This is a genomic window from Lysinibacillus sp. HST-98, assembly GCF_016757845.1.
Taxonomy (GTDB): Bacteria; Bacillota; Bacilli; order Bacillales_A; family Planococcaceae; genus Lysinibacillus; species Lysinibacillus capsici.
In genome coordinates, this window is record NZ_JAENHX010000012.1 from 102,391 (window position 1) to 127,217 (window position 24,827).

At 37.9% G+C, this 24,827-nt stretch carries 24 protein-coding genes; 20 read left to right on the forward strand and 4 right to left on the reverse strand.

Translation table 11 applies throughout. The features are described from left to right. From rlmD to JIN86_RS21035, 3 genes are all read right to left on the reverse strand, one after another. Entirely contained in the window at positions 1-1,389 is a 1,389-nt protein-coding gene (rlmD, locus tag JIN86_RS21025) for a 23S rRNA (uracil(1939)-C(5))-methyltransferase RlmD (protein ID WP_202342779.1), read from the reverse strand. 37 nt (positions 1,390-1,426) lie between these two features. Further along, the gene (locus JIN86_RS21030) at positions 1,427-2,251 is read right to left on the reverse strand and encodes a polysaccharide deacetylase family protein (protein ID WP_202342780.1); all 825 of its coding nucleotides are present in this window, start codon (positions 2,249-2,251) and stop codon (positions 1,427-1,429) included. Between the two features lie 68 nt (positions 2,252-2,319). After that, positions 2,320-3,228 (reverse strand): TIGR01777 family oxidoreductase, encoded by a 909-nt coding sequence (locus tag JIN86_RS21035; protein ID WP_004230476.1) that lies wholly within the window; start codon positions 3,226-3,228, stop codon positions 2,320-2,322. Positions 3,229-3,433: 205 nt separating this feature from the next. Here JIN86_RS21035 and recX point away from each other — a divergent pair, with 205 nt between their 5' ends. From recX to JIN86_RS21050, 3 genes are read left to right on the forward strand one after another with little or no spacing between them, the layout of a single operon-like run. After that, positions 3,434-4,237 (forward strand): recombination regulator RecX, encoded by an 804-nt coding sequence (recX, locus tag JIN86_RS21040; RefSeq protein WP_036219262.1) that lies wholly within the window; start codon positions 3,434-3,436, stop codon positions 4,235-4,237. Continuing rightward, positions 4,234-4,563 carry a YfhH family protein gene (locus JIN86_RS21045; protein ID WP_004230479.1) on the forward strand — a complete coding sequence of 110 codons (330 nt, stop codon included), beginning with the start codon at positions 4,234-4,236 and terminating at the stop codon, positions 4,561-4,563. Before recX ends, JIN86_RS21045 begins: the two co-directional genes overlap by 4 nt. Beyond that, the gene (locus JIN86_RS21050; protein WP_004230480.1) at positions 4,564-4,833 is read left to right on the forward strand and encodes a YfhJ family protein; all 270 of its coding nucleotides are present in this window, start codon (positions 4,564-4,566) and stop codon (positions 4,831-4,833) included. 35 nt (positions 4,834-4,868) lie between these two features. Here the strand turns inward: JIN86_RS21050 and JIN86_RS21055 are convergent, their stop codons facing one another. After that, positions 4,869-5,855, reverse strand: a complete 987-nt coding sequence (locus JIN86_RS21055; RefSeq protein ID WP_202342781.1) for a metal-dependent hydrolase — start codon at positions 5,853-5,855, stop codon at positions 4,869-4,871. A gap of 197 nt (positions 5,856-6,052) precedes the next feature. Here JIN86_RS21055 and mutY point away from each other — a divergent pair, with 197 nt between their 5' ends. The 17 genes from mutY to JIN86_RS21140 all read left to right on the forward strand — a co-directional run bounded on the left by mutY (position 6,053) and on the right by JIN86_RS21140 (position 24,820). After that, a complete protein-coding gene (gene mutY, locus JIN86_RS21060; RefSeq protein WP_202342782.1) occupies positions 6,053-7,102 on the forward strand; it encodes an A/G-specific adenine glycosylase in 1,050 nt (349 codons plus the stop codon). 77 nt (positions 7,103-7,179) lie between these two features. Further along, positions 7,180-7,359: a gamma-type small acid-soluble spore protein gene (locus JIN86_RS21065; protein WP_004230485.1), complete on the forward strand. Its 180-nt coding sequence runs from the start codon at positions 7,180-7,182 to the stop codon at positions 7,357-7,359. Positions 7,360-7,677: 318 nt separating this feature from the next. Further along, positions 7,678-8,229 carry a nucleoside tri-diphosphate phosphatase gene (gene ntdP / locus JIN86_RS21070; protein ID WP_004230486.1) on the forward strand — a complete coding sequence of 184 codons (552 nt, stop codon included), beginning with the start codon at positions 7,678-7,680 and terminating at the stop codon, positions 8,227-8,229. Between the two features lie 179 nt (positions 8,230-8,408). Further along, on the forward strand, positions 8,409-10,154 hold the full coding sequence (locus tag JIN86_RS21075; RefSeq protein ID WP_305067968.1) for an ABC transporter ATP-binding protein: 1,746 nt from the start codon (positions 8,409-8,411) through the stop codon (positions 10,152-10,154). A 293-nt stretch (positions 10,155-10,447) separates the two neighbouring features. Continuing rightward, on the forward strand, positions 10,448-11,461 hold the full coding sequence (locus JIN86_RS21080) for an ABC transporter ATP-binding protein (RefSeq protein WP_009371539.1): 1,014 nt from the start codon (positions 10,448-10,450) through the stop codon (positions 11,459-11,461). Next, a complete protein-coding gene (locus tag JIN86_RS21085; protein WP_009371538.1) occupies positions 11,436-12,425 on the forward strand; it encodes an ABC transporter ATP-binding protein in 990 nt (329 codons plus the stop codon). The genes JIN86_RS21080 and JIN86_RS21085 overlap by 26 nt, the downstream gene beginning before the upstream one ends. Before the next feature lie 21 nt (positions 12,426-12,446). Next, a complete protein-coding gene (locus JIN86_RS21090) occupies positions 12,447-14,063 on the forward strand; it encodes an ABC transporter substrate-binding protein (RefSeq protein ID WP_004230490.1) in 1,617 nt (538 codons plus the stop codon). Between the two features lie 225 nt (positions 14,064-14,288). Continuing rightward, positions 14,289-15,293 carry an ABC transporter permease gene (locus JIN86_RS21095; protein WP_004230491.1) on the forward strand — a complete coding sequence of 335 codons (1,005 nt, stop codon included), beginning with the start codon at positions 14,289-14,291 and terminating at the stop codon, positions 15,291-15,293. A gap of 12 nt (positions 15,294-15,305) precedes the next feature. Further along, on the forward strand, positions 15,306-16,202 hold the full coding sequence (gene nikC / locus JIN86_RS21100; RefSeq protein WP_009371536.1) for a nickel transporter permease: 897 nt from the start codon (positions 15,306-15,308) through the stop codon (positions 16,200-16,202). A gap of 277 nt (positions 16,203-16,479) precedes the next feature. Continuing rightward, positions 16,480-17,097, forward strand: a complete 618-nt coding sequence (locus tag JIN86_RS21105) for a TerD family protein (RefSeq protein WP_004230493.1) — start codon at positions 16,480-16,482, stop codon at positions 17,095-17,097. 30 nt (positions 17,098-17,127) lie between these two features. Beyond that, positions 17,128-17,709, forward strand: a complete 582-nt coding sequence (locus JIN86_RS21110) for a TerD family protein (protein WP_004230494.1) — start codon at positions 17,128-17,130, stop codon at positions 17,707-17,709. 34 nt (positions 17,710-17,743) lie between these two features. After that, the gene (locus JIN86_RS21115; protein ID WP_004230495.1) at positions 17,744-18,319 is read left to right on the forward strand and encodes a TerD family protein; all 576 of its coding nucleotides are present in this window, start codon (positions 17,744-17,746) and stop codon (positions 18,317-18,319) included. A 320-nt stretch (positions 18,320-18,639) separates the two neighbouring features. Next, positions 18,640-19,833, forward strand: a complete 1,194-nt coding sequence (locus tag JIN86_RS21120; RefSeq protein ID WP_004230496.1) for an HpcH/HpaI aldolase/citrate lyase family protein — start codon at positions 18,640-18,642, stop codon at positions 19,831-19,833. Next, the gene (locus JIN86_RS21125) at positions 19,814-21,172 is read left to right on the forward strand and encodes a phosphoribosyltransferase family protein (RefSeq protein ID WP_202342783.1); all 1,359 of its coding nucleotides are present in this window, start codon (positions 19,814-19,816) and stop codon (positions 21,170-21,172) included. The genes JIN86_RS21120 and JIN86_RS21125 overlap by 20 nt, the downstream gene beginning before the upstream one ends. Next, entirely contained in the window at positions 21,169-22,269 is a 1,101-nt protein-coding gene (locus JIN86_RS21130; RefSeq protein ID WP_004230499.1) for a cysteine protease StiP family protein, read from the forward strand. The genes JIN86_RS21125 and JIN86_RS21130 overlap by 4 nt, the downstream gene beginning before the upstream one ends. A gap of 11 nt (positions 22,270-22,280) precedes the next feature. Further along, positions 22,281-23,093 carry an HAD family hydrolase gene (locus tag JIN86_RS21135; protein ID WP_004230500.1) on the forward strand — a complete coding sequence of 271 codons (813 nt, stop codon included), beginning with the start codon at positions 22,281-22,283 and terminating at the stop codon, positions 23,091-23,093. A gap of 95 nt (positions 23,094-23,188) precedes the next feature. Beyond that, a complete protein-coding gene (locus JIN86_RS21140; protein ID WP_202342784.1) occupies positions 23,189-24,820 on the forward strand; it encodes a YceG family protein in 1,632 nt (543 codons plus the stop codon). Positions 24,821-24,827: the final 7 nt, after the last annotated feature.

Here is a 24,827-nt window from a genome sequence, read left to right on the forward strand (position 1 = left end):
TCATTTTCGATGTTCTATTTTAAGAACCATAGAGCAAACGCATTCCACCTGCGCAGTCTGTGCGAACATATCGACGGGTTGAATATATTCAACATCATAAAGCTTCGTTAACTGTTGTAAGTCCTTTGCCAAAGTGGATGGGTTACAGGAGGTATAAACAAAACGTTTAGGTTTTAGTTTAAGGACTGTTCGAATAAATTCAGGTGCTAGTCCTGTACGTGGTGGATCTACCGTAATCACATCAGGAGTAAATCCTTCCTTGCACCATTTCGCTAGGACACTTTCCGCTGTACCGACTGCATATTTCGTATGTTTGAAGCCATGATTTCGAGCATTTTTACGAGCATCCTGAATGCTTTCAGGAATGACATCCATTCCACGAACTTCCTTCGCTTTATCCGCTAACCATAATCCAATTGTGCCAACGCCACAGTATGCATCAACCACTGTTTCTTTTCCTGATAAAGCGGCAGCCTTTTTAATTTCATCATATAGATGAACTGTTTGCGTTGGATTTAGTTGGAAGAAGGCGCGGGCAGATAAATCAAAAGCCAATTCGCCAAGCTCTTCATGAATGGTTTCTTTGCCATCAAGTACAACAGTTTCATCACCGAAGATTAATGATGTTTTTTCACGGTTAATATTTTGCGCAATGGATACAATACTCGGATCAATTTTTTTCATACGTGTAATCAATTCAGCTAAATGAGGGATTTCTTTCCTTGTTGTGACAAGAACGACTTGTGTTTCCCCAGTACGAATACCTGTACGTACAACAATCGTACGCACTAAACCATTTAGCGTACGACCATCGTAAATAGTGATATTTAGCTTTTGCAAAATTTTTCGAGTAGCAACTGTGATTTTAGAAGTAATTGGGTGCTGAACAAGGCAATCATTAATGTTTAACAGTTTATTACTTCCTTCAGCAAATAAACCTGCGTAAACACGCTTGCCTTCTTTACGTACTTGGAATTGGCTTTTATTACGATAATGCCAAGGATCATCCATACCAAGTGTTTTTCGCACTTCAATTGTTTCGAGTAAAGGTTTGGCATAGCGCTCTAATGCTTGTATAACAATGTCTCGTTTTTCTATTAGCTGTTTTTCATAGGTCATATGCTGAAGCTGGCAGCCGCCGCACTCATTGTAAACTGGGCAAGGTGCTTCCTGACGATATTTTGAAGCTTTACGAATGGCTAAAATTTCTGCTTCAGCAAAATTACGTTGTGTTTTTGTTACTTGAGCTGTGATCTCTTCACCAGGAATGGCTCCTTTTACAAATATCACATTACGTTTATAAAAACCTACACCTTCACCATTAATGCCTAGCCTTTTTATTGTTAGTGGGAATTTTTGTCCCACGGTCATTGTTGTTTGCTGCGTCAAACGTTCCACGTCCCTGCTCTATATTGTCATCTCCCCATTATAGCGAAGGAGCAGGCGATTGCAAAGCAACAGGAAAATCTTCATATTCTAATACTAAATCGTCAAGCGATAAGAAAGTATAACCTTGCTTTTTAGCTTCTGCAATAAACATTGGTAATGCTTCAGCATTATCTTGTGCTACTGTATGCATTAAAATAACGGCACCAGGATGCAGTTGTTCCATAAGTGCATTATAAGCATAATCTGCACCACGACGCTCATCCTTCATCCAATCCTTAAAGGCCACAGACCAGAAAATATGACGATAACCTTCTGCATTGCCCACCTCTAGCACTTTTGCATTAAAAATCCCTTCAGGTGGACGAGCATATGTTGTACGATCGATGCCTGTCAATTCACGTAACTTGCCATCGAACTTTTGCCATTCTGCACGCATGCCATCTGGCGAAAGTCGAGCCATATTAGGGTGACCATAGGAGTGATTCCCGATAGTATGACCATCCTTCACCATGCGTTTCACTAAATCGCTAGCACTGTCTAAGTAATGGCCTGTTAAAAAGAAAGTAGCAGATACATTTTCTTTTTTCAATGTATCCAAAATACTTTCAGTAAAGCCGTTTTCATAGCCATTATCAAATGTTAAATAGGCAATTTTTTTATCTGCCTTCCCTTTATAAATCGCACCATATTTGTCGAGTAACTGATCGAGCTGTGCTCCTGCCTCTGCCTGTTCACCGTTTTTAGCGCGTTTAAAGCCCCAATGGTGTTCATCAGAACCAGCAGCAAAAAATGGATTAAAGCTAATTCCTGCGGCAATAATAAAAGTAGCAATTACCGCACCAACAATATGTTGTTTCCACATAAAAAACGCATCCTTTCTTTTTCATTAGAATGCGTAATTAGTAAAAAAATTATCCAACTTAATTTTTTCTAATTTTGAGCCTTTAACAAATTTTCAAGTGCTTGCTTTAGATAAGGGTATTTAAATATAAAATGTTGTTGTTCTAAAAGGGTTGGTAGCACTTGTTGTCCTTCTAAAACAAGTGTGCTTTGTTCGCCGAGAGCTAAACGCATCGCAAAGCTAGGAACAGGCAGCCAATGACGTCTGCCCATGACTTCTGCAATCGTTTGACCAAATTCCTTCATTCGCATCGGATGCGGTGCTGTTATATTAAATGGTCCATGAATATTTTCATTTGTAATAGCGAAATAAATAGCACGTGCTACATCCTCAATATGTACCCATGAAAGCCATTGCTCTCCAGAGCCTATCGTTCCACCTATATGCATTTGATAAGGCAATAGCATTGGTGGAAGTGCGCCACTATTTCTACCTAAAATGACACCAAAGCGTGCAAGAGCCACACGAATACCTAATGCTTCCGCTCGTTTCGCATGTCGCTCCCAATCGTGGACTGTAGTGCCTAAAAAATCAGTTGCGTAATCCATAAAATCTTCATCATAGATGGCTTGTGTGGAAGTTGGGTATATACCAACTGCACTAGCATTGACAAGGACTTTTGGTTTTATCGTGAGCATGTCCATTATTCGTACAATCTCTGATGTGGCATTCATTCTGCTCCAATAGATAGCTTTCTTTTGTTTTTTTGTCCAACGACCATTATTTAATGAAACACCTGCTAAATTCACAAAGGCATCTACACCTTCAAAGATTGTCAAAGCTTGCTCATGCTGATGTAGCCATTGAACATAGTGAACGCCATTTTCGTGCCTTGACTCATGACGCGTTAGGACAAAAATGTCATGTCCGTTGTCCTGCAATAGCTGTATAAGGGCTTTTCCAACAAAGCCAGTGCCACCTGCAATCACTATTTTCATAACATGCACCTCTTTTCTCGAATAAAACGCTTACTAATAAGTTTATCATGTAACCAAAAAGTAAACATCTTTAGGCTTTAATTGCAGAGCAGGAAGTTTACCCGTGGAAGGGAAAAGAATGCCCGCGAACATAGGGAAATTAACCGTGCTAATTGTCAGTTCCCTCATAAAGAAATGCTATAATGATAATAGTGAGGTGTTTACTATGCGTATGATTACAAAAATTGCACGTCAAAAAAACAATCCTGAACGCTATAATATCTATTTAAATGAAGAATATGCTTTTCCGGTTGATGAAGCCATTCTCATTCAATTTGGTTTAACAAAGGGAAAGGTGCTCGATGAATTCGAAATTCAAGAGATTGCCTATGAAGATGAGATACGTAAGGCATTTAATAAGGGATTAAACTTCCTTTCATATCAAATGCGAAGTGAGCATGAGGTTAAGAAAAAACTGCTCAACTTAGAATTTGGAGAAGCTGTAGTGTTAGAGGCAATCCAAAAGTTAAAATCCTATGGTTTTATTAATGATGAAAACTATTCAAAGGCTCTGCTTGATACAAAGAAAGCTACTATGAAAAAAGGACCAAGAGCCATTAGACAAGACATGATCAAAAAAGGCATTGAGAAAAACTTGCAGGATGAGGTGCTTGCTACATATAGTTTTGAGGAACAAGTAAAACTGGCGAAGCAACTGGCAGAGAAAATTGTTCGAGCGGAGAGCAAGAAGACCCCAACACAAATTAAGACCAAAATTCAGGATTACTTATTAAGAAAAGGGTATGCTTTCTCGATTGTAGAAGAGGTGCTTAGCCAAGTTGAGATAGGGCAGGATGATGACAACTGGCAGCAGCTCCTTGATGCTCAAGGCGAAAAAGTTTGGAAAAAGTACGTATCGAAGTATACTGGTTATGAGCTAAAAATGAAGGTTAAACAGGCGCTCTATCAAAAGGGTTTTCCTATAGAAGTAATAGATCGTTTTATAGAAGAGAAGGAGAATGAAGAATGAGTGAAAAAAATTATGCAGCTATGTCTGAACATGAATTGCGAGAGGAAATTGCCTCTCTAAAAGAGAAAGCTCGAAAGGCAGAACAGCTAGGAATCATCAATGAGTTTGCTGTTTATGAACGCAAAGCTTTAATGGCTGCGGCTTATTTAGTGGATCTTGATACGATCGTTCCTGGAGAAATGTATCGTATTGATGGTTCAGATAATGAATTTTTCCAAGTAGATTATTTGAAGGGACGCTTTGCTTGGGGTCATCGTTTAGGCGGAGACAAATACCAAGAGGCATTACCAGTATCTATCCTTTCCCCAGTAAAGGTGGGCAAATAAATGGATGAAAAAATTGAGAAATTAACAGCAGAGTTACTTGCAAAGAATCCTCAGATGTCTGTTGGACGGGCACAGGTTTGGGTGGAGTTGTTATGGAGTGACTTTGAATCAACTGCCGCGAAAGCAGGGTATGATTATCGTGGGGCAGATTATACAGAAAATCTTGTTCGTCAATTAATTGCTAGCTACGGTGATAAACTACATGCCTTTGCAGGGCGCAATCCGAAGTATATACATTTACTAGATGCTAGTGATGATATGATACAATAATAAAACCCTGACCAATATTGGTCAGGGTTTACTGATTAATTACTTGCACCAATTTGTAGTTTTTTCTGGAGCTTATCTTCTGTAAAGATCCAGCCTGTGTAAGACGTAATAATGTCATTAGCTTCATTTAAATGTGCTACGGCAACGAAAGGATAGCGATTGTCACTACGGTAACGCAAATCGATTAACCTTACTTCTATTAGGCCGTTTTCAAGCTCGGAAATCTCCCATCGATACATAGGAGAGAAAGACACAAATGCAGCTAAGTTAGGATCTTTCATTGCAGCATCTACAAGCGCAGTTTTAGGCAAAGGCTTAATTTCAAATTTATCATAAATATTAACAGTTCTTCCGTAAGCACGGCCAACATAATAATGAGTTTTGGACTTGGCTGCGATTCGCCAGTGGAAGAAGCGCATAGTAGGTGCTACAATGACATATTCCTCATCTTGAATAGTATGATGCACCGCGTTTTTTACCGCTTTTTGCACAGCAAATCGTAAAATATAGTAAATCACGATAACCACGTACATGATACTGAATGTCCATACTGGATTTGTGCCAAATGCCCATAATACAATACCGAGACAATGTAAGGAAAAAATAATGGGATCGAAGGTATTAATGACACCTAACGCAACCCATTTTCGAGAGAAAGGTCGAATTGCTTGTGTACCATACGCGTTAAAAATATCGACAAAAACATGAAGTGCGACAGCTAAAAATGTCCAAAGCCATAAATGTAACACATTCACATCTTGCAAAATCAGTGATAAAACAATTGTAATTAAAATAGGCCAAATAGCTACAGCTGGTAGTGAGTGTGTAATTCCTCGGTGATGTCGGATATAAATGGCGTTATTACGTAGTTTTAACACAGTGTCAACATCTGGAGCTTGTGAGCCAATAATTGTACCTGCCATTACTGCTGTAAAAGTCATTGAATGATTGGCTACTACAGGGTCAGCTAATGCAAGACCGCCAAGGGCAATACCCATAACGAAATGTGTACCTGAATCCAAAAATATCCACTCCTAGTATGCATTAAAATCGAGTACAATGTGCATACAACTTTATTTCAAACATAATAAAAGGTATATTGAAATATTCTAACATTCTTGCGAAAGAGACGATTATTGTCGATCTTCCGCGAATATTCTTTTCTTCATTGTATACCCTTTTCATCATAAATTAAATCGTAAAAATAACGGAGGTCACTGTGAATTACCCATATGTAACAGAATTTCGACAATCATTAGTTGACTGGTTTAACACAGAGAAGCGTGATTTACCTTGGAGACACACAACAGACCCTTATAAAATTTGGGTATCTGAAGTGATGCTACAACAGACACGTGTCGACACAGTTATTCCTTATTACAATCGCTTTATGGAAAGCTTTCCAACATTAGATTTGCTTGCGGAAGCACCCCAAGAATACTTATTAAAGCATTGGGAAGGCCTTGGCTATTATTCTCGTGCTCGCAATTTACAAGCAGGTGCTCGTGAGGTTTTAGCAAATTACGGTGGTATAGTACCTGACAATCGCCATGAAATATCTAAATTAAAAGGTGTTGGTCCCTATACTGCAGGTGCTATTTTAAGTATTGCCTATAATAAGCCTGAACATGCAGTTGACGGTAATGTTATGCGTGTTCTAAGTAGAGTGCTTGATATACATGAAGATATTGCTCTTCCCAAAACGAAGAAAATTTTTGAAAGTGCGGTTGAGGAACTAATTGATCCTGATCATGCTTCATCGTTTAACCAGGGCTTAATGGAGCTAGGCGCACTTATTTGTACACCTACCTCTCCAAAATGTTTATTATGCCCAGTAAGAGAGTATTGCACAGCTTTTAATGAGGGAGAACCAGAAAAATTACCTGTCAAATCAAAAAAGATAAAAATGAAGCATCTCACATATAATGTGCTCGTATATGAAAATGACAAAGGACAATTTTTAATGCAACAACGTCCTGAGGAAGGCTTGCTCGCTAATCTATGGCAATTTCCAATGATTGATACAAGCCAATCTTCAGCAGAAAATTTTACAAAGGAATATACAGTAAATGTCCAGGCCAAATATGAACTGCTTACATTTAAACATGTTTTTTCACATTTAACTTGGCATTTAAATAGCTATTATATAAAATGCGAATCGACTGAGCTAGGTAATTGGCTGAACTATGAGCAAATAGAACTTTTACCGATGCCTGTGCCTATGCTAAAAATTTGGGATGAAGTAAAAAAGCTAACGGCAGGAAAATAAATCCTTCTTAAAATCATTGATTCATGAGCATAAAAGTCACCACCTCCGTACACAATAACTAGCGTGGAGGTGAATGAATGATGAAAAAACAAAACAACCAAAATTTCCAACCGAATAAAAACATGCAACGTCAAAGTGAAGAGTTTGGTTATGAAACGGACGTAAATGAAGTGCAAAAGCAAAATGCGAAAGCAGAGCAAAAGAAAGCTCCAGCTTCTGGCCGTTTCTCAAAAACTAACCAAGATTTAGGTGAGTAACACTTTGTAACTGCATAATTGCATTTACCTCTAAGGGGCTGTCTTAAATCCGAAAAGATGAAAAAGACAGCCCCTTTCAAATTGTTTAGGTAAGTAAATGGTCAGCATAAAAGGAAATCCTCTATAGCATTAACTAAAAAATCCCATCAAAGCTGACATTATAATAAAATTCGCTTATAATTGACTAAATTTTATACAAATTCAAAATAGCGTAGTGAAATTTGTGGTTTTCTAACTACACCTTTCGCGTACACATTGCTATAATATACTAGAGACTGCTAGATTTAGGTAGCATAGACGAAAAGGTGGGCTAACAAAATGGCATTACCGGTAGAAGGAGAAACGATACAAATACATAGTTATAAGCACAATGGCCGCATCCACCGTGTTTGGCAAGAAACGATGGTTTTAAAAGGAACGAAAAATATCGTAATCGGTGCGAATGAACGGACACTTGTGACAGAATCCGATGGTCGTACATGGCTAACGAGAGAGCCTTCTATTTGCTACTTCCATGCGGAACACTGGTTTAACATCATCTGTATGCTACGTGAAGACGGTGTGTATTATTATTGCAATCTAAGCTCACCATTTGTTTTCGATAATAATGCCATTAAATATATCGACTATGATTTAGATATTAAAGTTTTTCCTGACATGTCTTATACCCTTTTAGACGAGGATGAATATGAGCTCCATCGTAAGGAAATGTCTTATCCTGATGTCATAGATAAGATTTTAAAGCGCAATGTCGATAAATTAATAAGCTGGATTCAACAAAAAAGAGGACCATTTGCACCCGATTTCATCGATGTTTGGACAAATCGTTACAAGTTCCAGCTTGATATGCAGTCAGATGATCAATCATGACACCTATTAGTTAAACTAATAGGTGTTTTTTTATTGGAGGGAACAGAGTGTTGTTAAGGTAAAGGTAAAATAGTTCGCTATAAAGTCATCATAACTGTATTTTAATCAAAATATTGCTATAATACTTAGGGCATTCATCTTCGAATGTCTGTTTCTTTTTGTAAGGATGTGATGATAAATTGGAAAGCATTAAGCGATACATGCGCTTTGTTAAACCATATACATGGGAAATTATTTTAACGATTATCATTGGTATAGTAAAATTTGCTATTCCACTATTTATTCCACTGCTCATTAAGATTGTGCTAGACGATATTATTGCAGCAGATGACTTAACAGATGTAGAAAAAACAAAAGAACTATTTTATTGGCTAGGTGGCACTATTATTGTGTTCTTTATTATCCGTCCACCTATTGAGTATTATCGACAATATTTTGCACAACACGTAAGCAACAAGGTGCTATTTGATATTCGTAAGGAAATTTATGCACATTTACAGCGTTTAAGCTTAAGGTACTATGCCAATACACGAGCAGGGGATGTTATTTCAAGGGTAATTAATGATGTTGAACAAACAAAAACCTTTGTCATGACAGGGTTAATGAATGTTTGGTTAGATTTGGCGACAATTGTAATTGCGATTGCCATTATGCTAACCATGGACGTGAAGCTAACACTAGTAGCGTTAGTCGCATTTCCATTTTATGCTTTCAGTGTGAAGTACTTTTTTGGCAAATTGAGAGATTTAACACGGAAACGTTCTCAAGCTCTTGCAGGTGTACAAAGCTATTTACATGAACGTGTAGCTGGTATGAGCATTATTAAAAGCTTTACCTTAGAAAAGCATGAACAAAAATTGTTCGATTCAGCAAACGGTGAGTTTTTAGAAAAAGCGCTTGATCAAACAAAGTGGAATGCAAAATCATTTGCTGTCGTGAATACCATTACAGATGTAGCGCCATTACTAGTTATAGCCTATGCGGGCTATCAAGTAATAAATGGGTCACTTTCAGTTGGAACAATGGTTGCTTTTATTGCTTATATTGAACGTCTGTATGGCCCACTTCGTCGACTGGTTAGTTCTTCCACAACTTTAACACAGTCAATCGCTTCAATGGATCGAATGTTCGATTTAATAGATGAGCCTTATGAAGTGAAGGATAAGGACAATGCTGGTGAACTCCCACGTGCAAATGGGCAGGTTCGCTTTCACAATGTATCCTTCCAATATGAAGAAGCTGGCTCACCTATTATAGATGCTATTGATTTAACGATAAATCCTGGGGAGACTGTTGCCTTTGTAGGGATGAGTGGTGGTGGTAAGTCAACGATTATCAGTTTAATTCCTCGCTTTTATGATACAACAAGTGGGCAAGTGACCATTGATGGAAAAGATGTACGGGATGTCACTTTACATTCCTTACGATCTCAAATTGGTATTGTCCTGCAAGATAATATACTTTTTAGTGACTCTGTCAAAGAGAATATTTTAATGGGGAAACCAGATGCAACAGATGCACAGGTCATCGAGGCAGCGAAAGCGGCAAATGCCCATGACTTTATTATGAGTCTACCTAATGGTTATGACACAAAGGTTGGGGAAAGAGGAGTAAAGCTCTCTGGCGGACAAAAACAACGAGTTGCCATTGCGCGTGTGTTTTTAAAAAATCCACCAATTCTAATCCTTGACGAGGCTACTTCTGCATTAGATCTAGAAAGTGAAGCACTGATTCAAGAATCATTAGACAAGCTTGCTCATGAACGAACAACTATTATTATTGCGCACCGTCTTTCTACAATTACCCATGCTGACAAGATATTCGTCATCGATCATGGTCAATTAATTGAAAGTGGAACACATGAACAGTTAATGGACAGTCAAGGGACATATTATAATTTATTCCAAGTGCAGCATTTAGATTAAAATTTTCCGTAAATTACACGGTTTAAGAATTTTTTTCAAAAAAAGTCTTTCATTTATTCGAAAATGGAAGGCTATTTTTTTTTGAAAAATGTAAAAAAATATCTCTTTATAAGATTTTATTATTAATGAAGGCGATTATTGTAGAAATTTTATTTAATTTGCAGAATATTAATTATTGAAAGAGTAATGACTTTTAGTTAGAATTATCTGAAAATAAGGAATTTAACGAAAGTTATAGTATTCTAATATTATTATACATTTAAGTAAAATATAGGTAGGTTGGGGCGATACACATGAGGAAAAAACTACTAGAAATAAAAGGTTTGAAAACAACCTTTTTTACAGATAATGGGCAAATTCCTGCTGTAGACGATATCGATTTTTCTGTCCATGAAGGAGAAATTTTAGGGATTGTAGGAGAATCGGGAAGTGGTAAAAGTGTTACTTCGCTGTCCATCATGGGATTAATTCCATCACCCCCAGGTAAAATAACGGGTGGAGAAATTTTGCTAGATGGCAAAAATATTGCTAAATGTACGGACAAACAAATGCAAAAAATACGTGGAAAAGACATTGCAATGATTTTCCAAGAGCCCATGACTTCGCTAAACCCTTTGTTCACGATTGGTGACCAGTTAAAGGAAGCTATATTAATCCATAATCCAAAATGGTCAAAAAAGGAAGCGTTTGCAAGAGCGGTTGAAATTATGAAATTGGTAGGTCTACCACGTGCTGAGGAATTGCTAAAGGACTACCCACATCAGCTGTCTGGCGGTATGCGTCAACGTGTGATGATTGCTATGGCACTTGTCTGTGACCCTCAAGTATTGATTGCGGATGAGCCTACAACCGCATTGGATGTTACGATACAAGCCCAAATTTTACAGCTTATGAAAGACTTAAATAAACGATTGAATACAGCTGTGTTGTTAATTACACATGATCTGGGGGTTGTCGCGGAAACTTGTGAGCGAGTGATTGTTATGTATGCAGGACAAATAGTGGAAGAGGCGCCGATTCATGAAATTTTCACTAATCCTAAACATCCCTATACACAAGGACTCATTCAATCAGTACCTGACATGCGTTATAAAAAGGAAAATTTATACTCCATTCCTGGAAGTGTACCGAAACCAGGAAGTATTCAGGTAGGCTGTCGTTTTGCGGCACGCTGTGAATATGCAATGGAACGTTGTTTACAGGAAACACCACCTTTATTTGAAGCAGCAGAGAATCATAAATCGAGATGTTTTTTACTAGAGAAGCAGGAGGTGGAGCAACGTGTCGAAAGCGTTATTAAAGGTTGAGGGGTTAAAAAAATATTTTCCGATTCGAAAAGGAGTCCTTCATTCACATGCCGGGGATGTAAAGGCCGTGGATGATGTTTCCTTTGAAGTATTTGAAGGAGAAACATTAGGAATTGTTGGCGAATCAGGCTGTGGTAAATCCACAACGGGTCGCTTATTGATGCGTTTACTGGAGCCAACTGGAGGTAAGATAGAATTCGCAGGTAAAATAATTTCAGAATTATCCAATAATGAAATGAGGAAGGCACGTAGAGATATTCAAATGATTTTTCAGGATCCCTATGCCTCACTAAATCCTCGCCATAACATCGGCAAAATTTTAGAGGAGCCTCTTATTGTTCATGGGATAGGTAATGCCAAAGAGCGAAAACAGAAAGTGTTGGAGCTACTTGAGATTGTTGGATTGAATGAATATCATATCAAGCGCTATCCGCATCAATTTAGTGGAGGGCAAAGGCAACGTATCGGCATTGCTAGAGCCCTGATGACCAATCCTCGCTTAATTATTGCGGACGAGCCAGTATCTGCACTTGATGTGTCCATTCAGGCACAGGTTTTGAATTTATTGCAAAAGTTGCAAAAGGATTTAAAGCTAACTTATATTTTCATTTCCCATGATTTAGGGGTTGTGCGTCATATTAGTAATCGAGTTGGCGTTATGTATTTAGGTAAATTAGTTGAGCTGACAGCGAGTGAGGACTTATATGCTGAACCGCTTCATCCATATACACAGGCACTTTTATCGTCGGTCCCTGTTCCAGATCCTACATTTGAACGTGAGCAGATCATCATTTCAGGAGATATTCCAAGTGCATCAAACCCACCAAGCGGTTGTACGTTCCATACGAGATGTCCGTTTAAAAAGGATCAGTGCTCACAGGTAGTACCTAAAATGCAAGAAGTGAAACCAGGTCATTATGTTGCTTGCCATCTTTACGAGGCACTCCAACATTCAATGATATAAAAACTCATAGGGGGAAATTCGATGAAGAAAAAGAAGTTTTGGACTTTAGGTGTAATGCTACTCCTTATTCTCTCGACAATCTTAGCAGCTTGTGGCGGCTCAGATACTAAGGATACGGGTAGTAAAGATACTTCAACTGGTGGCGATACAGCTGGCAGTGGAGAACCAAAAATTTTAGTGTATGGTCGTGGTGGAGATTCTGTAGCACTTGACCCTGCTGTTGTTACAGACGGTGAATCCTTCACGGTGACAGCTAATATTTATGAAACACTTGTAAACTTTGGAGAGCAAGATGTAACAATTCAACCAGGATTAGCCAAATCATGGGAGGCATCAGAGGATGGTTTAACGTATACGTTCCAGCTACAAGAAGGTGTGAAATTCCATGATGGCACAGATTTCAATGCTGAGGCTGTTGTTAAGAATATTGAACGTTGGAAAACAGGTGCGGATAAACATCCTTACTTTAGTTCGCAATTTGTCGTTGGTGACAAGCAAGTAATTGAATCAGTAACTGCAGAGGGAGACTACACAGTTGTCTTTAAGTTAAGTCAACCTCAAGCACCATTTTTAAAAAATTTAGCAATGTCTCCATTTGCAATTGCTTCTCCAACAGCATTTGAAGCAGATGAAGAAGGTTTATCTGCAAATCCTGTAGGAACAGGGCCATTCAAGTTTGTTAGCTGGGTACGTAATGACTCTATCACAATTGAGAAAAACCCAGATTACTATATTGATGGCTATCCTAAATTAGATAAAGTAATTTATCGTTCTATTCCAGAAAACTCAGCACGTTTAAATGATTTATTAGCAGGCAATATTGATGTAGCTGATGGCTTAAGTCCTTCTGATAAAGGAACAATTGAAGGCGATGCAAATTTACAGTTAATCGAACGTCCATCTATGAACGTTGGCTACCTTGGTTTAACTGTTACACGTCCACCTTTTGATAATGTAAAAGTACGTCAAGCAGTCAACTATGCAATTGATAAACAAGCATTAGTGGATGCGTTTTATGAAGGGCTAGCTGAACCAGCGAAAAACCCAATGCCACCAGTAATTTCGGGTTATAACGATGAAGTGACTGGCTATACGTATGATCCTGAAAAAGCGAAAGCATTACTTGCTGAAGCAGGTTACGATGGCAAGGAAATTGAGCTATGGGCAATGCCAGTACCACGTCCATACATGCCAGATGGACAAAAAGTGGCTGAAGCGATTCAAAAGAACTTAGAAGACGTAGGTATTAAATCTAAAATTGTATCATTTGAATGGGCTACGTATTTAGAAAAAGCTCAAAATGGTGAAGCGGATGCATTCCTACTTGGCTGGACAGGCGATAATGGGGATGCGGATAACTTCCTATACACGTTATTAGACGCCGATAATATTGGTTCTAATAACTATACGTTCTATGATAATCCAGAATTACACAAGATATTAACAGCTGCTCAAACTGAGATCGATGAAGACAAGCGTAATGAACTTTATAAGCAAGCTCAAGTAATTATTTCTGAGGATGCTCCATGGGTTCCACTTGCTCACTCTATTCCAATTTTAGCTGCTAACAAGAAAGTTACAAATTACATTGCGCATCCTACTGGCTCTGACCGTTTAGATGCAGTAGATATTCAATAGTAATTTTCATCATTTTTAATTGAACAAAGGAATGTGAAGAATCTGCTTGCTTTTCTGCGGGTAAGCCGTGGAAATCTCGCAGATTCTTTTCAACTAAAGATCATGATTATTTCCTGTATGAAAGAATTCAACTAAACACTCAAAACCGTTTAGTGAAGGCTCAACCTTTCAACAGTATATAAAGACTTCACAGTAGATTATGAAAATCATAGAGAGGTGATGAAAATGCTTCACTATATGGGAAGACGTTTACTTCAACTAATCCCAGTTTTGCTTGGAATGACTTTTATCGTCTTTATGTTGATACGGGCAATCCCTGGAAATCCAGCACAGGTTATTTTAGGACAACAGGCAACAAAAGAGGCGGTCGAGGCGTTAAACGCAAGTTTAGGATTAGATAAGCCGTGGTATACACAATATTTTAGTTACTTAGCAGGTATTTTTCAGGGGGATTTAGGGGTTTCCCTACGTACGAAACTACCTGTATCAGAAGAAATTTTCCCATACTTAGCAGCAACGGCCGAACTTGCACTATTTGCGATGATTATTGCGATCGTTATTGGTGTGAATGCTGGCATTATTTCTGCATGGTTCCAAAATTCTTGGTTTGATTATACAGCGATGATTATAGCGTTAATCGGTGTATCTGTACCTGTGTTCTGGCTTGGATTGATGGAGCAGTGGACATTTAGTAGTAAGCTTGGTTGGTTACCTACATCTGGTCGAGAAGATGTACGAAATCCAATTACTGCCATAACCCATTTTTATTTACTAGATACACTCATCCAAGGACGCTTTGATCAATTCATCGAAGTCATAAAGCGATTAATATTACCAGGAGTAGCACTTGCCACGATTCCAATGGCTATCATTGCCAGAATCACAAGGTCCTCCATGCTGGAAGTTATGCGTTCAGATTACGTAAGGACTGCAAGAGCAAAAGGACAAAAAATGTTTATTGTTGTTTATAAGCATGCATTAAAGAATGCGGTTATTCCTGTGTTAACGGTAATTGGTCTACAAACAGGATTACTGTTAGGTGGGGCCATTTTAACAGAAACGATTTTTAGTTGGCCAGGAATTGGTCGTTATATTTATGATGCGATTGGCTTCAGGGATTATCCTGTTATTCAATCAGGTATTCTCATCGTTGCATTTATTTTCATCATGATTAACTTAATCGTGGATTTACTGTATACAGTAGTCGACCCACGGATTAAATACAAATAGAAGGGAGTTGCAATGATGACTGGAGCAATCGATATAAAAAAAGAAGTAGCACCAGTTCGAGAAAAGGCTGTAGGTCCATGGCTCGAAGGCTGGCGTAGTTTTAAAAAGAGCAAAGTATCCCTTGTCGGAGCAGGAATTGTTATATTTTTTATCTTACTAGCTGTCATTGGTCCGTTCATTGCACCACAAGGCATCAATGAACAAGATTTAACGAAACGTTTACTGGCACCATCCGCTGATCATTGGTTTGGAACGGATGATTTTGGGCGGGATATTTTTTCGAGGATCATTCACGGTGCAAGGATTTCACTATGGGTAGGCTTTTTCTCTGTTATTTTGTCCGTGATAATTGGTAGTTTACTTGGCATCATTGCAGGTTATTATGGAAGATGGGTCGATACGATAATTTCTCGTATTTTTGATATTATGCTAGCTTTCCCTAGTATGCTACTAGCGATTGCAGTAGTATCAGTGCTGGGTCCATCTTTACAAAATGCATTAATCGCCATTGCTATTATTAACGTACCGAATTTTGGGCGCTTAATCCGCTCTAAAGTTTTAAGTGTCAAGGAAGAGGAGTATATAGTAGCGGCAAAAGCAATTGGTATGCGTGATGCACGAATACTATTTTCGCATATTTTGCCGAATTCCATAACGCCAATAATTGTACAGGGGACATTAGCAATTGCGACAGCTATTATTGAAGCGGCAGCATTAGGCTTCCTTGGGCTAGGGGCTCAAGCTCCAGCACCAGAATGGGGAAAAATGCTAGCGGATGCACGGAAGTTTTTATTAAATGCTCCGTGGACGATGATTTTCCCTGGTTTAGCTATTATGTTAACCGTATTAGGCTTTAATCTAATGGGGGATGGACTACGAGATGCATTAGATCCAAAAATGAAAAGTTAGTAAATAGAAACATAGCCTTCTACAAGTTAGAAGGTTTTTTAGCTGCTTGGACCAATGGATATAAAAGGAACATTTTTACTACAAAAACGTTCTATGTTATAGAAAAAGGCGTGAGGGGCTTTCTAAAATAAGTGAAAACACCTTTTCGGAGCCATTAATTGAATTTTTTGTCACGTTATTTTAGACTTAATTTTAAGTAGAAATCTTATAGCTTAGTAGATTATTGCTTACCATAAAATCTTTCGACTGAAATACATATTTTAGGAGGGTGTTAGAATTGGGGATTAATTTACAAAAAGGACAAAGAGTTGATTTAACAAAGGGTAACGCAGGACTAAATAAAATTAAAGTTGGTTTAGGGTGGGATCCTGTAGGCCAAGAGAAAAGTGGCGGCTTTTTAGGTGGTTTATTTTCTAGCAGAAATAGTGGCAGTGGCAGAAGTATCGACTGTGATGCTTCGGTATTAATGTTACAAGATGATAAGGTTGTAGCGGGTGACGATGTTGTTTATTTCGGGAAATTAACAAGTAGCTGCGGTTCTGTTCGACATTCAGGTGATAATTTAACAGGTGACGGCGATGGTGATGATGAGGTAATTACAATTGAACTATCGTCTGTACCTTCGCACTATAACAAGCTTGTGTTTGTTGTAAACATCTATGATGCGGCAGGTCGCAATCAACACTTCGGTATGATTCATAATGCATATATTCGTGTATATGATGACAGGACAGGAAGCGAACTAATTCGCTATAATTTAACTGATAATTATTCAAATTTAACGACGTTAGTATGTGGAGAAATTTACCGTCATAATAACGAATGGAAATTTGCTGCGGTTGGTACGGGAACAAATGACATAAAGCTTGGCGACGTTGTTCGAAGATATCAATAAATAATTGACTAAATAGGAGGAATAAAAATTATGGGCATTTCACTACAAAAAGGTCAAAAGGTAGATTTAACTAAAACAAATCCGGGGTTAACAAATGTTGTTGTAGGTTTAGGCTGGGATACAAACAAATATGATGGTGGTCATGATTTTGACTTAGACTCCTCTGTATTTTTACTTGCTGATACAGGTAAGGTTGCAGATCAAAATGATTTTATTTTTTATAACAACACTAAGGGTGGCAATGGTTCAGTAGAGCATTCAGGCGATAATTTAACAGGTGTAGGCGAAGGTGACGATGAAGTGGTGAAAGTGGCATTAACTCAAGTACCTGCTCATGTTCAGCGATTAGCCTTCACAGTAACAATTCATGATGCAGAGTCTCGCAGTCAAAACTTCGGTATGGTGTCTAATGCCTATATTCGTATTATGAATGCTGCTTCCAACGAAGAAATTATTCGCTATGATTTAGGCGAGGATTTCAGTATCGAAACAGCTATTGTTGTAGGGGAATTATATCGTCATAACGGAGAATGGAAATTTAATGCGATTGGTGCAGGCTATCAAGGTGGCTTAGCTGCTTTATGTAATGATTATGGCTTAAGTGTAAACTAAAATTTCATCTTTGGACAGAAAGGGAGATTTTTGAATGGCTATACAATTAAGTAAAGGGCAACGTATTGATTTAACAAAGCAAGATCCAGGCTTAAATAGCATTGGTATTGGTTTAGGCTGGGATGTAAAACAATTTGATGGTGGACAAGACTTTGACTTGGATGCATCTGTTTTTTTACTAGATGCTTCAGGTAAATGTCGTAATGAACAGGACTTTATTTTCTATAATAATCTATCGAGCCCAGACCAGTCAGTTGTCCATACAGGAGATAATCGTACAGGTGCAGGGGATGGGGATGATGAAAAAATTCTTGTCAACTTAAAGCAAGTATCACCTCAAATTGAAAAAATTGTAGTGACGGTTACTATTTATGATGCCGAGGGACGTCATCAAAACTTCGGGCAAGTCTTAAATGCCTATGTACGATTGACGAACGAAGAGTCGGGATCAGAGGTATTGCGTTACGATCTAGGCGAAGATTTCAGCATTGAAACAGCTGTAGTATTTTGTGAGCTGTACCGACATAATGGTGAGTGGAAATTTGCTGCAGTAGGTTCAGGTTACCAGGGTGGACTAGCTGCTTTAATCAATGCATATGGCCTACAGTAACTATGGGACATAGGTGCATGGTGGATCATCTGGTGTAGGTGTATTAAATGAGATAGTAAATACATATGCACAGTTTTTAAACTAGCAGATGTAACTGGCCTTAACTTAATGCACCGAAAATGTGTGTTAGTATTTGGGGGCTACCATCCTTCGCATGAAATTTTCGTTATTATTTTAATAGCTGCATTCTTATTGATATTTGTTGTTTACAAGTTGAAAAAGAAAACAGCAGTGTAAACAAGGCACTGTATTAGTCTGTATGGAACAGGCTGATACAGTGCTTTTTTCACAAAAGGCATAGTTACTGGGGAGAGGATTAGATGCAACACTTTACAACAGAAGCAGAAACGATTTTTTATAAGAAGCCACAGCCTTTTACAAAATGGGAAACGTCGGATATTTTGTCATATGCCCTAGGTGCGACTTTGTATATGCCAGCTTCCATGCCTACGATTGTGAGCTTAATCCGATCACAAAAATATAAGGAACTCACATCACTTGTCATTGATTTGGAGGATGCAGTTGGAGATGCAGAGTTAGTAGATTGTGAAGCTAAGTTGATAGAGGATATTAGTGAATTATATGTACTCTATCAGCGAAAACAGCTATTACTTCAGGAGCTCCCTTTACTTTTTGTTCGAGTACGTCATGTTGAGCAATTTCAAAAGTTAACAACTGTTTTAGGAAAAAAGCAAGAAATATTAACTGGCTATGTCTTTCCGAAGTTTACAGCAGAACAGGGTGCCCGTTATTTCGAGTTGCTTGAACAAACCATTTTAGAAAATGATTTAATTTTATATGGTATGCCAATTTTAGAAAGTCGTGAGGTACTATATAAGGAATCTCGCATGGAAGCGTTATTAGACATTAAAGCGGTTCTACATCAATACAAAGCCCGGGTATTAAATGTACGAATTGGTGCTACCGATTTTTGTGGTATTTACGGAATTCGTCGGCGTATGGATTCTACCATTTATGATATTAGTGTCATACGAGATTGTATTGCAGATATTGTCAATATCTTAGGTCGTGAGGAAGATGGTTTTATTATTTCTGGGCCTGTGTGGGAGTATTTTAATAATCAGCGTGTATTAAAGCCCGCACTTAGAGTGACACCATTCAGTGAGAAAGGCGCGCTTGATACAAGGAAAGCGTTATTAGACGATTGTTTAGATGGATTAATGAAAGAAGTTTTAATGGATAAACAAAATGGTATAGTGGGAAAAACAATTATTCATCCGAGCCATATCCGTGTTGTGCATGCCCTGTATGCTATTTCGTATGAGGAATACTTAGATGCGCTAAGTATTATAGAAAATAATGATGGACAAAAAGGTGTTATGAAAAGTCACTATGCTAATAAAATGAATGAAATTAAGCCACATATGAGATGGGCACAACGGATTTTAAAACAGGCTCATGTCTATGGTGTTTATCATGAATCTGTCGATTTTGCCTCACTTTTATTACAGTCTGAAATAGGTGGTAGTGTATATGCAACAACAAATGAGTAAATTAAGCATTTTACCGAATTATTCAATTGATATTGAAATTACCTACAATCCGCATAATTTTGCGCTAACCGATTTGTTTAGAATGGCGGCTCGGATTAATAAGAAGAGACAATTTTTGTTTGTAAGCACGGTACTAGGCAAACATTTGGCTGTCCGTCCGCAAATCCCTTTACTGACAGGAACTCTTTTAGCAATGCTGTATCAGCAGCATCTTACTGGACAAAAGGCAATGGCTTCGTCTGTCGTTAAAGCTTTAAAAGACGGAGCTAATTTGGATGAAGTACAAAAATCCATAGAGGGAACCCTAGAATTAACGGATGAAACATTGTTTATTGGCTTTGCTGAGACAGCAACAGCACTTGGACACGCAGTATTTAATGCCTTTCACTCGAATGCTATGTATATCCACACAACACGTGAAGTGTTGCCAGATTTTGAGCCATTTGTTACGTTTGAGGAAGAACATTCACATGCGACTAGCCATAGAATTTATACGGAGGAACCAGAATTTTTACTGCAAGCTAAGCGCATTGTGTTAATTGATGATGAGATTACTACTGGAAATACGGTCATTAATATTATTGAGACTTTAATACAGAAATTTCCTTTAGTGAGACAATATGCGGTACTATCTATTTTAGATTGGCGTTCCCAACAGCAGCAAACAATCTTTAAGCAATTAGAAGTACAATGGGGTATCTCTATACAATTCATCTCCATTATGTGTGGGAATTTTAGCTGTTCAGGCACGCCAAGCTTAACCAATACACAACCAAACTTACTAACACAGGTTGCACGAGATATGGACATTTGTCCAATTCAAGTATCTGTTGATCGCAAATTCTATCGATCTGTTGCGGAGAATGGATTAATAAATAAGCACCCCTATTTACTAGCAACAGGGAGATTTATGCTCACGTCAAAACAGCACGTTGACCAAAAGCAAACGATTCAAGCTATTGCTATGCAATTACAAGAACTAAGAACAACTGGGCCAGCGCTTGTTATTGGTACGGGTGAATTCATGTATGTTCCTATGCAAATTGCCTCTTATTTAGGAAATGATGTTTACTATCAGTCAACTACTCGTAGTCCAATCTATTGTACGGATGATTTAGGATATACGATTAACGAAAAAATAGCCTTCGAAAGTCCAGAAAATAACGGGGTCACTAATTTTTTATATAATCTTCAAAGCCAGTCTTACACGGAACTTTTTTTCATAGTGGAACGTATAGCAAGTAAAGAGGTAGTTGCTCGTGTGGTAAAGGCATTACAAGAAGCCACTAACGCCAAAGTATATGTAATTAGTATGCATGAATTGGAGGTAGAACGATGATATCGACTTTGCAGCCAGATAAAATGGGGAGTTATGCACCAGAGGATGTTATTTTTTTATTGCGTGATATTGGAAGTGCATTCCTTGAAATGGATAATGAGAAACGTGAACAGCTCATTCAAGCGGGCATACATTATTCGGAAATGCTGCCAGTGGAGAAGCAACCATCTGATACCTATATGAATCTTTTTTATAAATCGCTAGATGCTCATGCAGAAAGAATAGCAATCGCCGTTGGAGTAGTGGCAGAGCAAATCATTGAAAATAGAGGGCTAGAAAATTTAATTCTTGTGAGTTTAGCTCGTGCAGGTACACCCATTGGTATTTTAATCAAACGGTATATAGCTATGCATTATCATGTGAATGTTCCACATTACTCCATTTCTATACTGAGAGGTCGTGGGTTTGATGAAACGGCAATTCGTTATATTTTGACACAGCATCCTCTAGGAAGTCTTCAATTTATTGATGGTTGGACAGGAAAAGGGGCAATTACCAATGAATTAATTCAATCCTGCCAAAAATTTAATTTACAATATCAAAAACAGTTAAGTGCTGATTTAGCTGTTTTGGCTGATCCGGGGCATTGTGCCGCTATTTATGGAACTCGTGAGGATTTTTTAATACCATCTGCTTGTTTAAATTCGACTGTATCTGGATTAGTGAGTAGAACGGTATTAAATTTGCAGTTTATGGATGCAAACGATTTTCATGGTGCAAAATACTACAAAGAATTAGAGGCCATAGATGTCTCCAAGCTGTACATAGAACGTATCGTCACATGTTTTGAACAAGTACAGAATAAAATTGTGCAACAAATTCAAGAGCAAGAAATCTCTCCAATTACTTGGGGAGGTATGAAGTCCGTGCAAACAATTCAACGAGATTTTGGTATTGATAATATTCATTTCATTAAGCCAGGTGTTGGTGAAACGACAAGAGTTTTGCTGCGAAGGATACCTTGGAAGATTTTAATTAATCCACATTACATGCATGAATTGAAACATATTTTATTATTAGCACAGGAAAAAAATGTATTGGTTGAAGAGTATTCGAATATGTCCTATGCATGTTGTGGTTTGATCAAAGAATTGTAGAGGAGAATATGATGATATTATTTACATCTGATTTAGATAGAACCCTTATTTATTCTAAACGCATGATGGAGATGTTTCCGCCAGCTACAGAGACAATTGTCGTTGAACACAAGGTCGAAACAGCAATGAGTATGATGACACAGGCAACAGCACCTCTATTGCAACAGGTACACCAACAAACTTTATTTGTACCTGTTACGACAAGAGCCTTACATCAATATAAAAGAATCCATTTTATTCATGATTTATGCCCTGCTTTTGCAATTACAAGCAATGGGGGTACAATAGTAGAAAAGGGTCAGCCATATGAGAAATGGACACAAACATTATCTAGACGTATTGAAGATTCCTCGATCCCTCGTATGGATATGCTAAAGCTTTTTCAGACGATTAAATCTGATACATGGCTACAACGATCTCTGTATATAGATGAGCTTTTTTATGTACATCATATAGATATTGATGTTTTACCATCCGATGAATTACAAGCGATGATTCAAGAGTTTGATATGCATGGTTGGCATGTTCTGCTACAAGGGAAAAAATTGTATTTTATGCCCAAGGTGCTGACAAAGGAAGCGGCTATAGAATATATAAAAGAGTTCTGTACATACGATGTGCATATAGCAGCAGGTGATTCTATTATGGATTATGGCATGCTTGCAATGGCTGATTTAGGTTTTACACCAAATCATGGAGATTTAAAGGATAAACAGCCAAAATGTTTACAAAATACAACTTACTCGCCTCACAATGGTGAAGCATTTACAAAGAATTTATTAGAAACAGTTTTACAGATGGCATCACAACAAACGATCGTATAGATGTTCAAATATTTTTGTTGTCATTAGGTGAGACATCCTATGACAAATGAATGCTTTAGCATAGGCTGAGGATGATTTTTAGGAGGTGCGTTTGTATGCAAACAATCACAATTAAATCAGTGTTGGAGCGTCATCCTGATGATTGGCTACAGGCGTTTCAAGATTCACCAAAGGATCGTGCATTTTATGAAACAACAGAGCAGCAAGTGAGCTTTAGTAGAATTGCTGTTCGTGTATTGGGCATACCAATCGAAGAAGATGATTATTTCAATTCATTATTTACATTGTCACAGAACACTAACATCCATATTTTAAGTGAAGAATTAAATAAACATATCGAACCAAAAGACTTTCAGGCAATACAAACAATCCTTTCGCAGCATCAACAAACTCCACAAGGTCTATCTATAAATCGTTTAGTGGCAATGATGTATGGTTATCAATTAATTCCTAAGCATGATGACAGTGTAATGAATCGTCATTTACAGTTAGCAACCATTAAAGTAGTAGAGCTCTTTCAAAAACAGCAATCGTTAGGTTTGCTAGCAAATGACTTTCGCCGTTTTTTAATTGATATGGTGAAATGGTTGAAAAACCATTGGATTCTATGGACAAAATCCATGAAACCAACAGATGATTTTCCTAAAGTAGTTTGGTATGGGGAAGCAACTCTAAGTCAGCGCTATTTCTTATTGTTATTAATGGAGCTTGGTTGTGATGTGTTAATTTTTCATCCAGCTAAAATAGATGAATTTGCTGAGATTGATCCTAATGATACTTTCTCTACCACATATGCATATGCCAACCAAACAACTTTACAGCCATTTCCTGATAAGTTGCGTGACCGGCAGGCAACGGTTGGATATCGATCTAGTCAGCATTTTGAGCAATTAATGCATGATCAGCAATCAGGTGTCTATAAGCCTTGGCAGTTTAAAGATTTTATGCCACGCTCCTTAACATTACGGATGACATATGATGATATATTTATTTATGCAAAAGAGAAAGCTTTGGTTCGACCACAGTTTGAAGTAATTGGGGATGAGATTGTCATTCCAGTCATATTTGCCAAAATTAGTGGGGTTTCGAGCAGACGGGAAGAATACTGGTATTATATGCATCAGTTATTAGCAAATCCGCAAGCTGTTTTTGTCCAGAAATTCCCCTATGCACCAACGAGTAGAGCCAATTTTCACTTTCACTATAAGCATTGCCTAGTAAATGGAGAACTATCAGTAGAGCGTATTATGCAAAGTGATTGGTGGCAATACGGTGAGTTAACATTGGAGCTACAGCGTGCGATTGCACACACAATAAAAACTTCCTGTGAGCAGCCCATGTTGAAACAGCAGCCAAATGAGACCTTATATGATTTACAGTTATTTTTATTTAAACAAATGTCGATGATTCCACAGGAGATCCTAAGATTACTACAAAGCTTTGACTATTCCCAAGAGGTACCGAAGATGGTATTATATCAAGCACCTCAACAACCAGCTTTATCACGTGAGGATATGGCATTATTAGGGTTTTTAAATCGATTTGGTGTGGATATTGTGTTTTATAATCCGACAGGTCAACTAGATTTAGAAAAACATTTACAAGAAGATAGTTACGATGTACATCGTTTAGAGCATATGCTGTTTGACTTGCACTATGAAGAACCAAAGCCACAGAAAACTGCACCCGACAAAATCATAAAAAAACTCTTTAATCGTTTTTTCTGATGATAGA

What these genes read in the sequence shown, in the direction of transcription:
- JIN86_RS21030 (WP_202342780.1), bottom strand. Translation starts at nt 2,251, where the DNA reads ATGTGGAAACAACATATTGTTGGTGCGGTAATTGCTACTTTTATTATT.
- JIN86_RS21035 (WP_004230476.1), bottom strand. Translation starts at nt 3,228, where the DNA reads ATGAAAATAGTGATTGCAGGTGGCACTGGCTTTGTTGGAAAAGCCCTT.
- recX (WP_036219262.1), top strand. Translation starts at nt 3,434, where the DNA reads ATGCGTATGATTACAAAAATTGCACGTCAAAAAAACAATCCTGAACGC.
- JIN86_RS21045 (WP_004230479.1), top strand. Translation starts at nt 4,234, where the DNA reads ATGAGTGAAAAAAATTATGCAGCTATGTCTGAACATGAATTGCGAGAG.
- JIN86_RS21050 (WP_004230480.1), top strand. Translation starts at nt 4,564, where the DNA reads ATGGATGAAAAAATTGAGAAATTAACAGCAGAGTTACTTGCAAAGAAT.
- JIN86_RS21065 (WP_004230485.1), top strand. Translation starts at nt 7,180, where the DNA reads ATGATGAAAAAACAAAACAACCAAAATTTCCAACCGAATAAAAACATG.
- ntdP (WP_004230486.1), top strand. Translation starts at nt 7,678, where the DNA reads ATGGCATTACCGGTAGAAGGAGAAACGATACAAATACATAGTTATAAG.
- JIN86_RS21080 (WP_009371539.1), top strand. Translation starts at nt 10,448, where the DNA reads ATGAGGAAAAAACTACTAGAAATAAAAGGTTTGAAAACAACCTTTTTT.
- JIN86_RS21090 (WP_004230490.1), top strand. Translation starts at nt 12,447, where the DNA reads ATGAAGAAAAAGAAGTTTTGGACTTTAGGTGTAATGCTACTCCTTATT.
- JIN86_RS21095 (WP_004230491.1), top strand. Translation starts at nt 14,289, where the DNA reads ATGCTTCACTATATGGGAAGACGTTTACTTCAACTAATCCCAGTTTTG.
- nikC (WP_009371536.1), top strand. Translation starts at nt 15,306, where the DNA reads ATGATGACTGGAGCAATCGATATAAAAAAAGAAGTAGCACCAGTTCGA.
- JIN86_RS21110 (WP_004230494.1), top strand. Translation starts at nt 17,128, where the DNA reads ATGGGCATTTCACTACAAAAAGGTCAAAAGGTAGATTTAACTAAAACA.
- JIN86_RS21115 (WP_004230495.1), top strand. Translation starts at nt 17,744, where the DNA reads ATGGCTATACAATTAAGTAAAGGGCAACGTATTGATTTAACAAAGCAA.
- JIN86_RS21120 (WP_004230496.1), top strand. Translation starts at nt 18,640, where the DNA reads ATGCAACACTTTACAACAGAAGCAGAAACGATTTTTTATAAGAAGCCA.
- JIN86_RS21125 (WP_202342783.1), top strand. Translation starts at nt 19,814, where the DNA reads ATGCAACAACAAATGAGTAAATTAAGCATTTTACCGAATTATTCAATT.
- JIN86_RS21130 (WP_004230499.1), top strand. Translation starts at nt 21,169, where the DNA reads ATGATATCGACTTTGCAGCCAGATAAAATGGGGAGTTATGCACCAGAG.
- JIN86_RS21135 (WP_004230500.1), top strand. Translation starts at nt 22,281, where the DNA reads ATGATATTATTTACATCTGATTTAGATAGAACCCTTATTTATTCTAAA.
- JIN86_RS21140 (WP_202342784.1), top strand. Translation starts at nt 23,189, where the DNA reads ATGCAAACAATCACAATTAAATCAGTGTTGGAGCGTCATCCTGATGAT.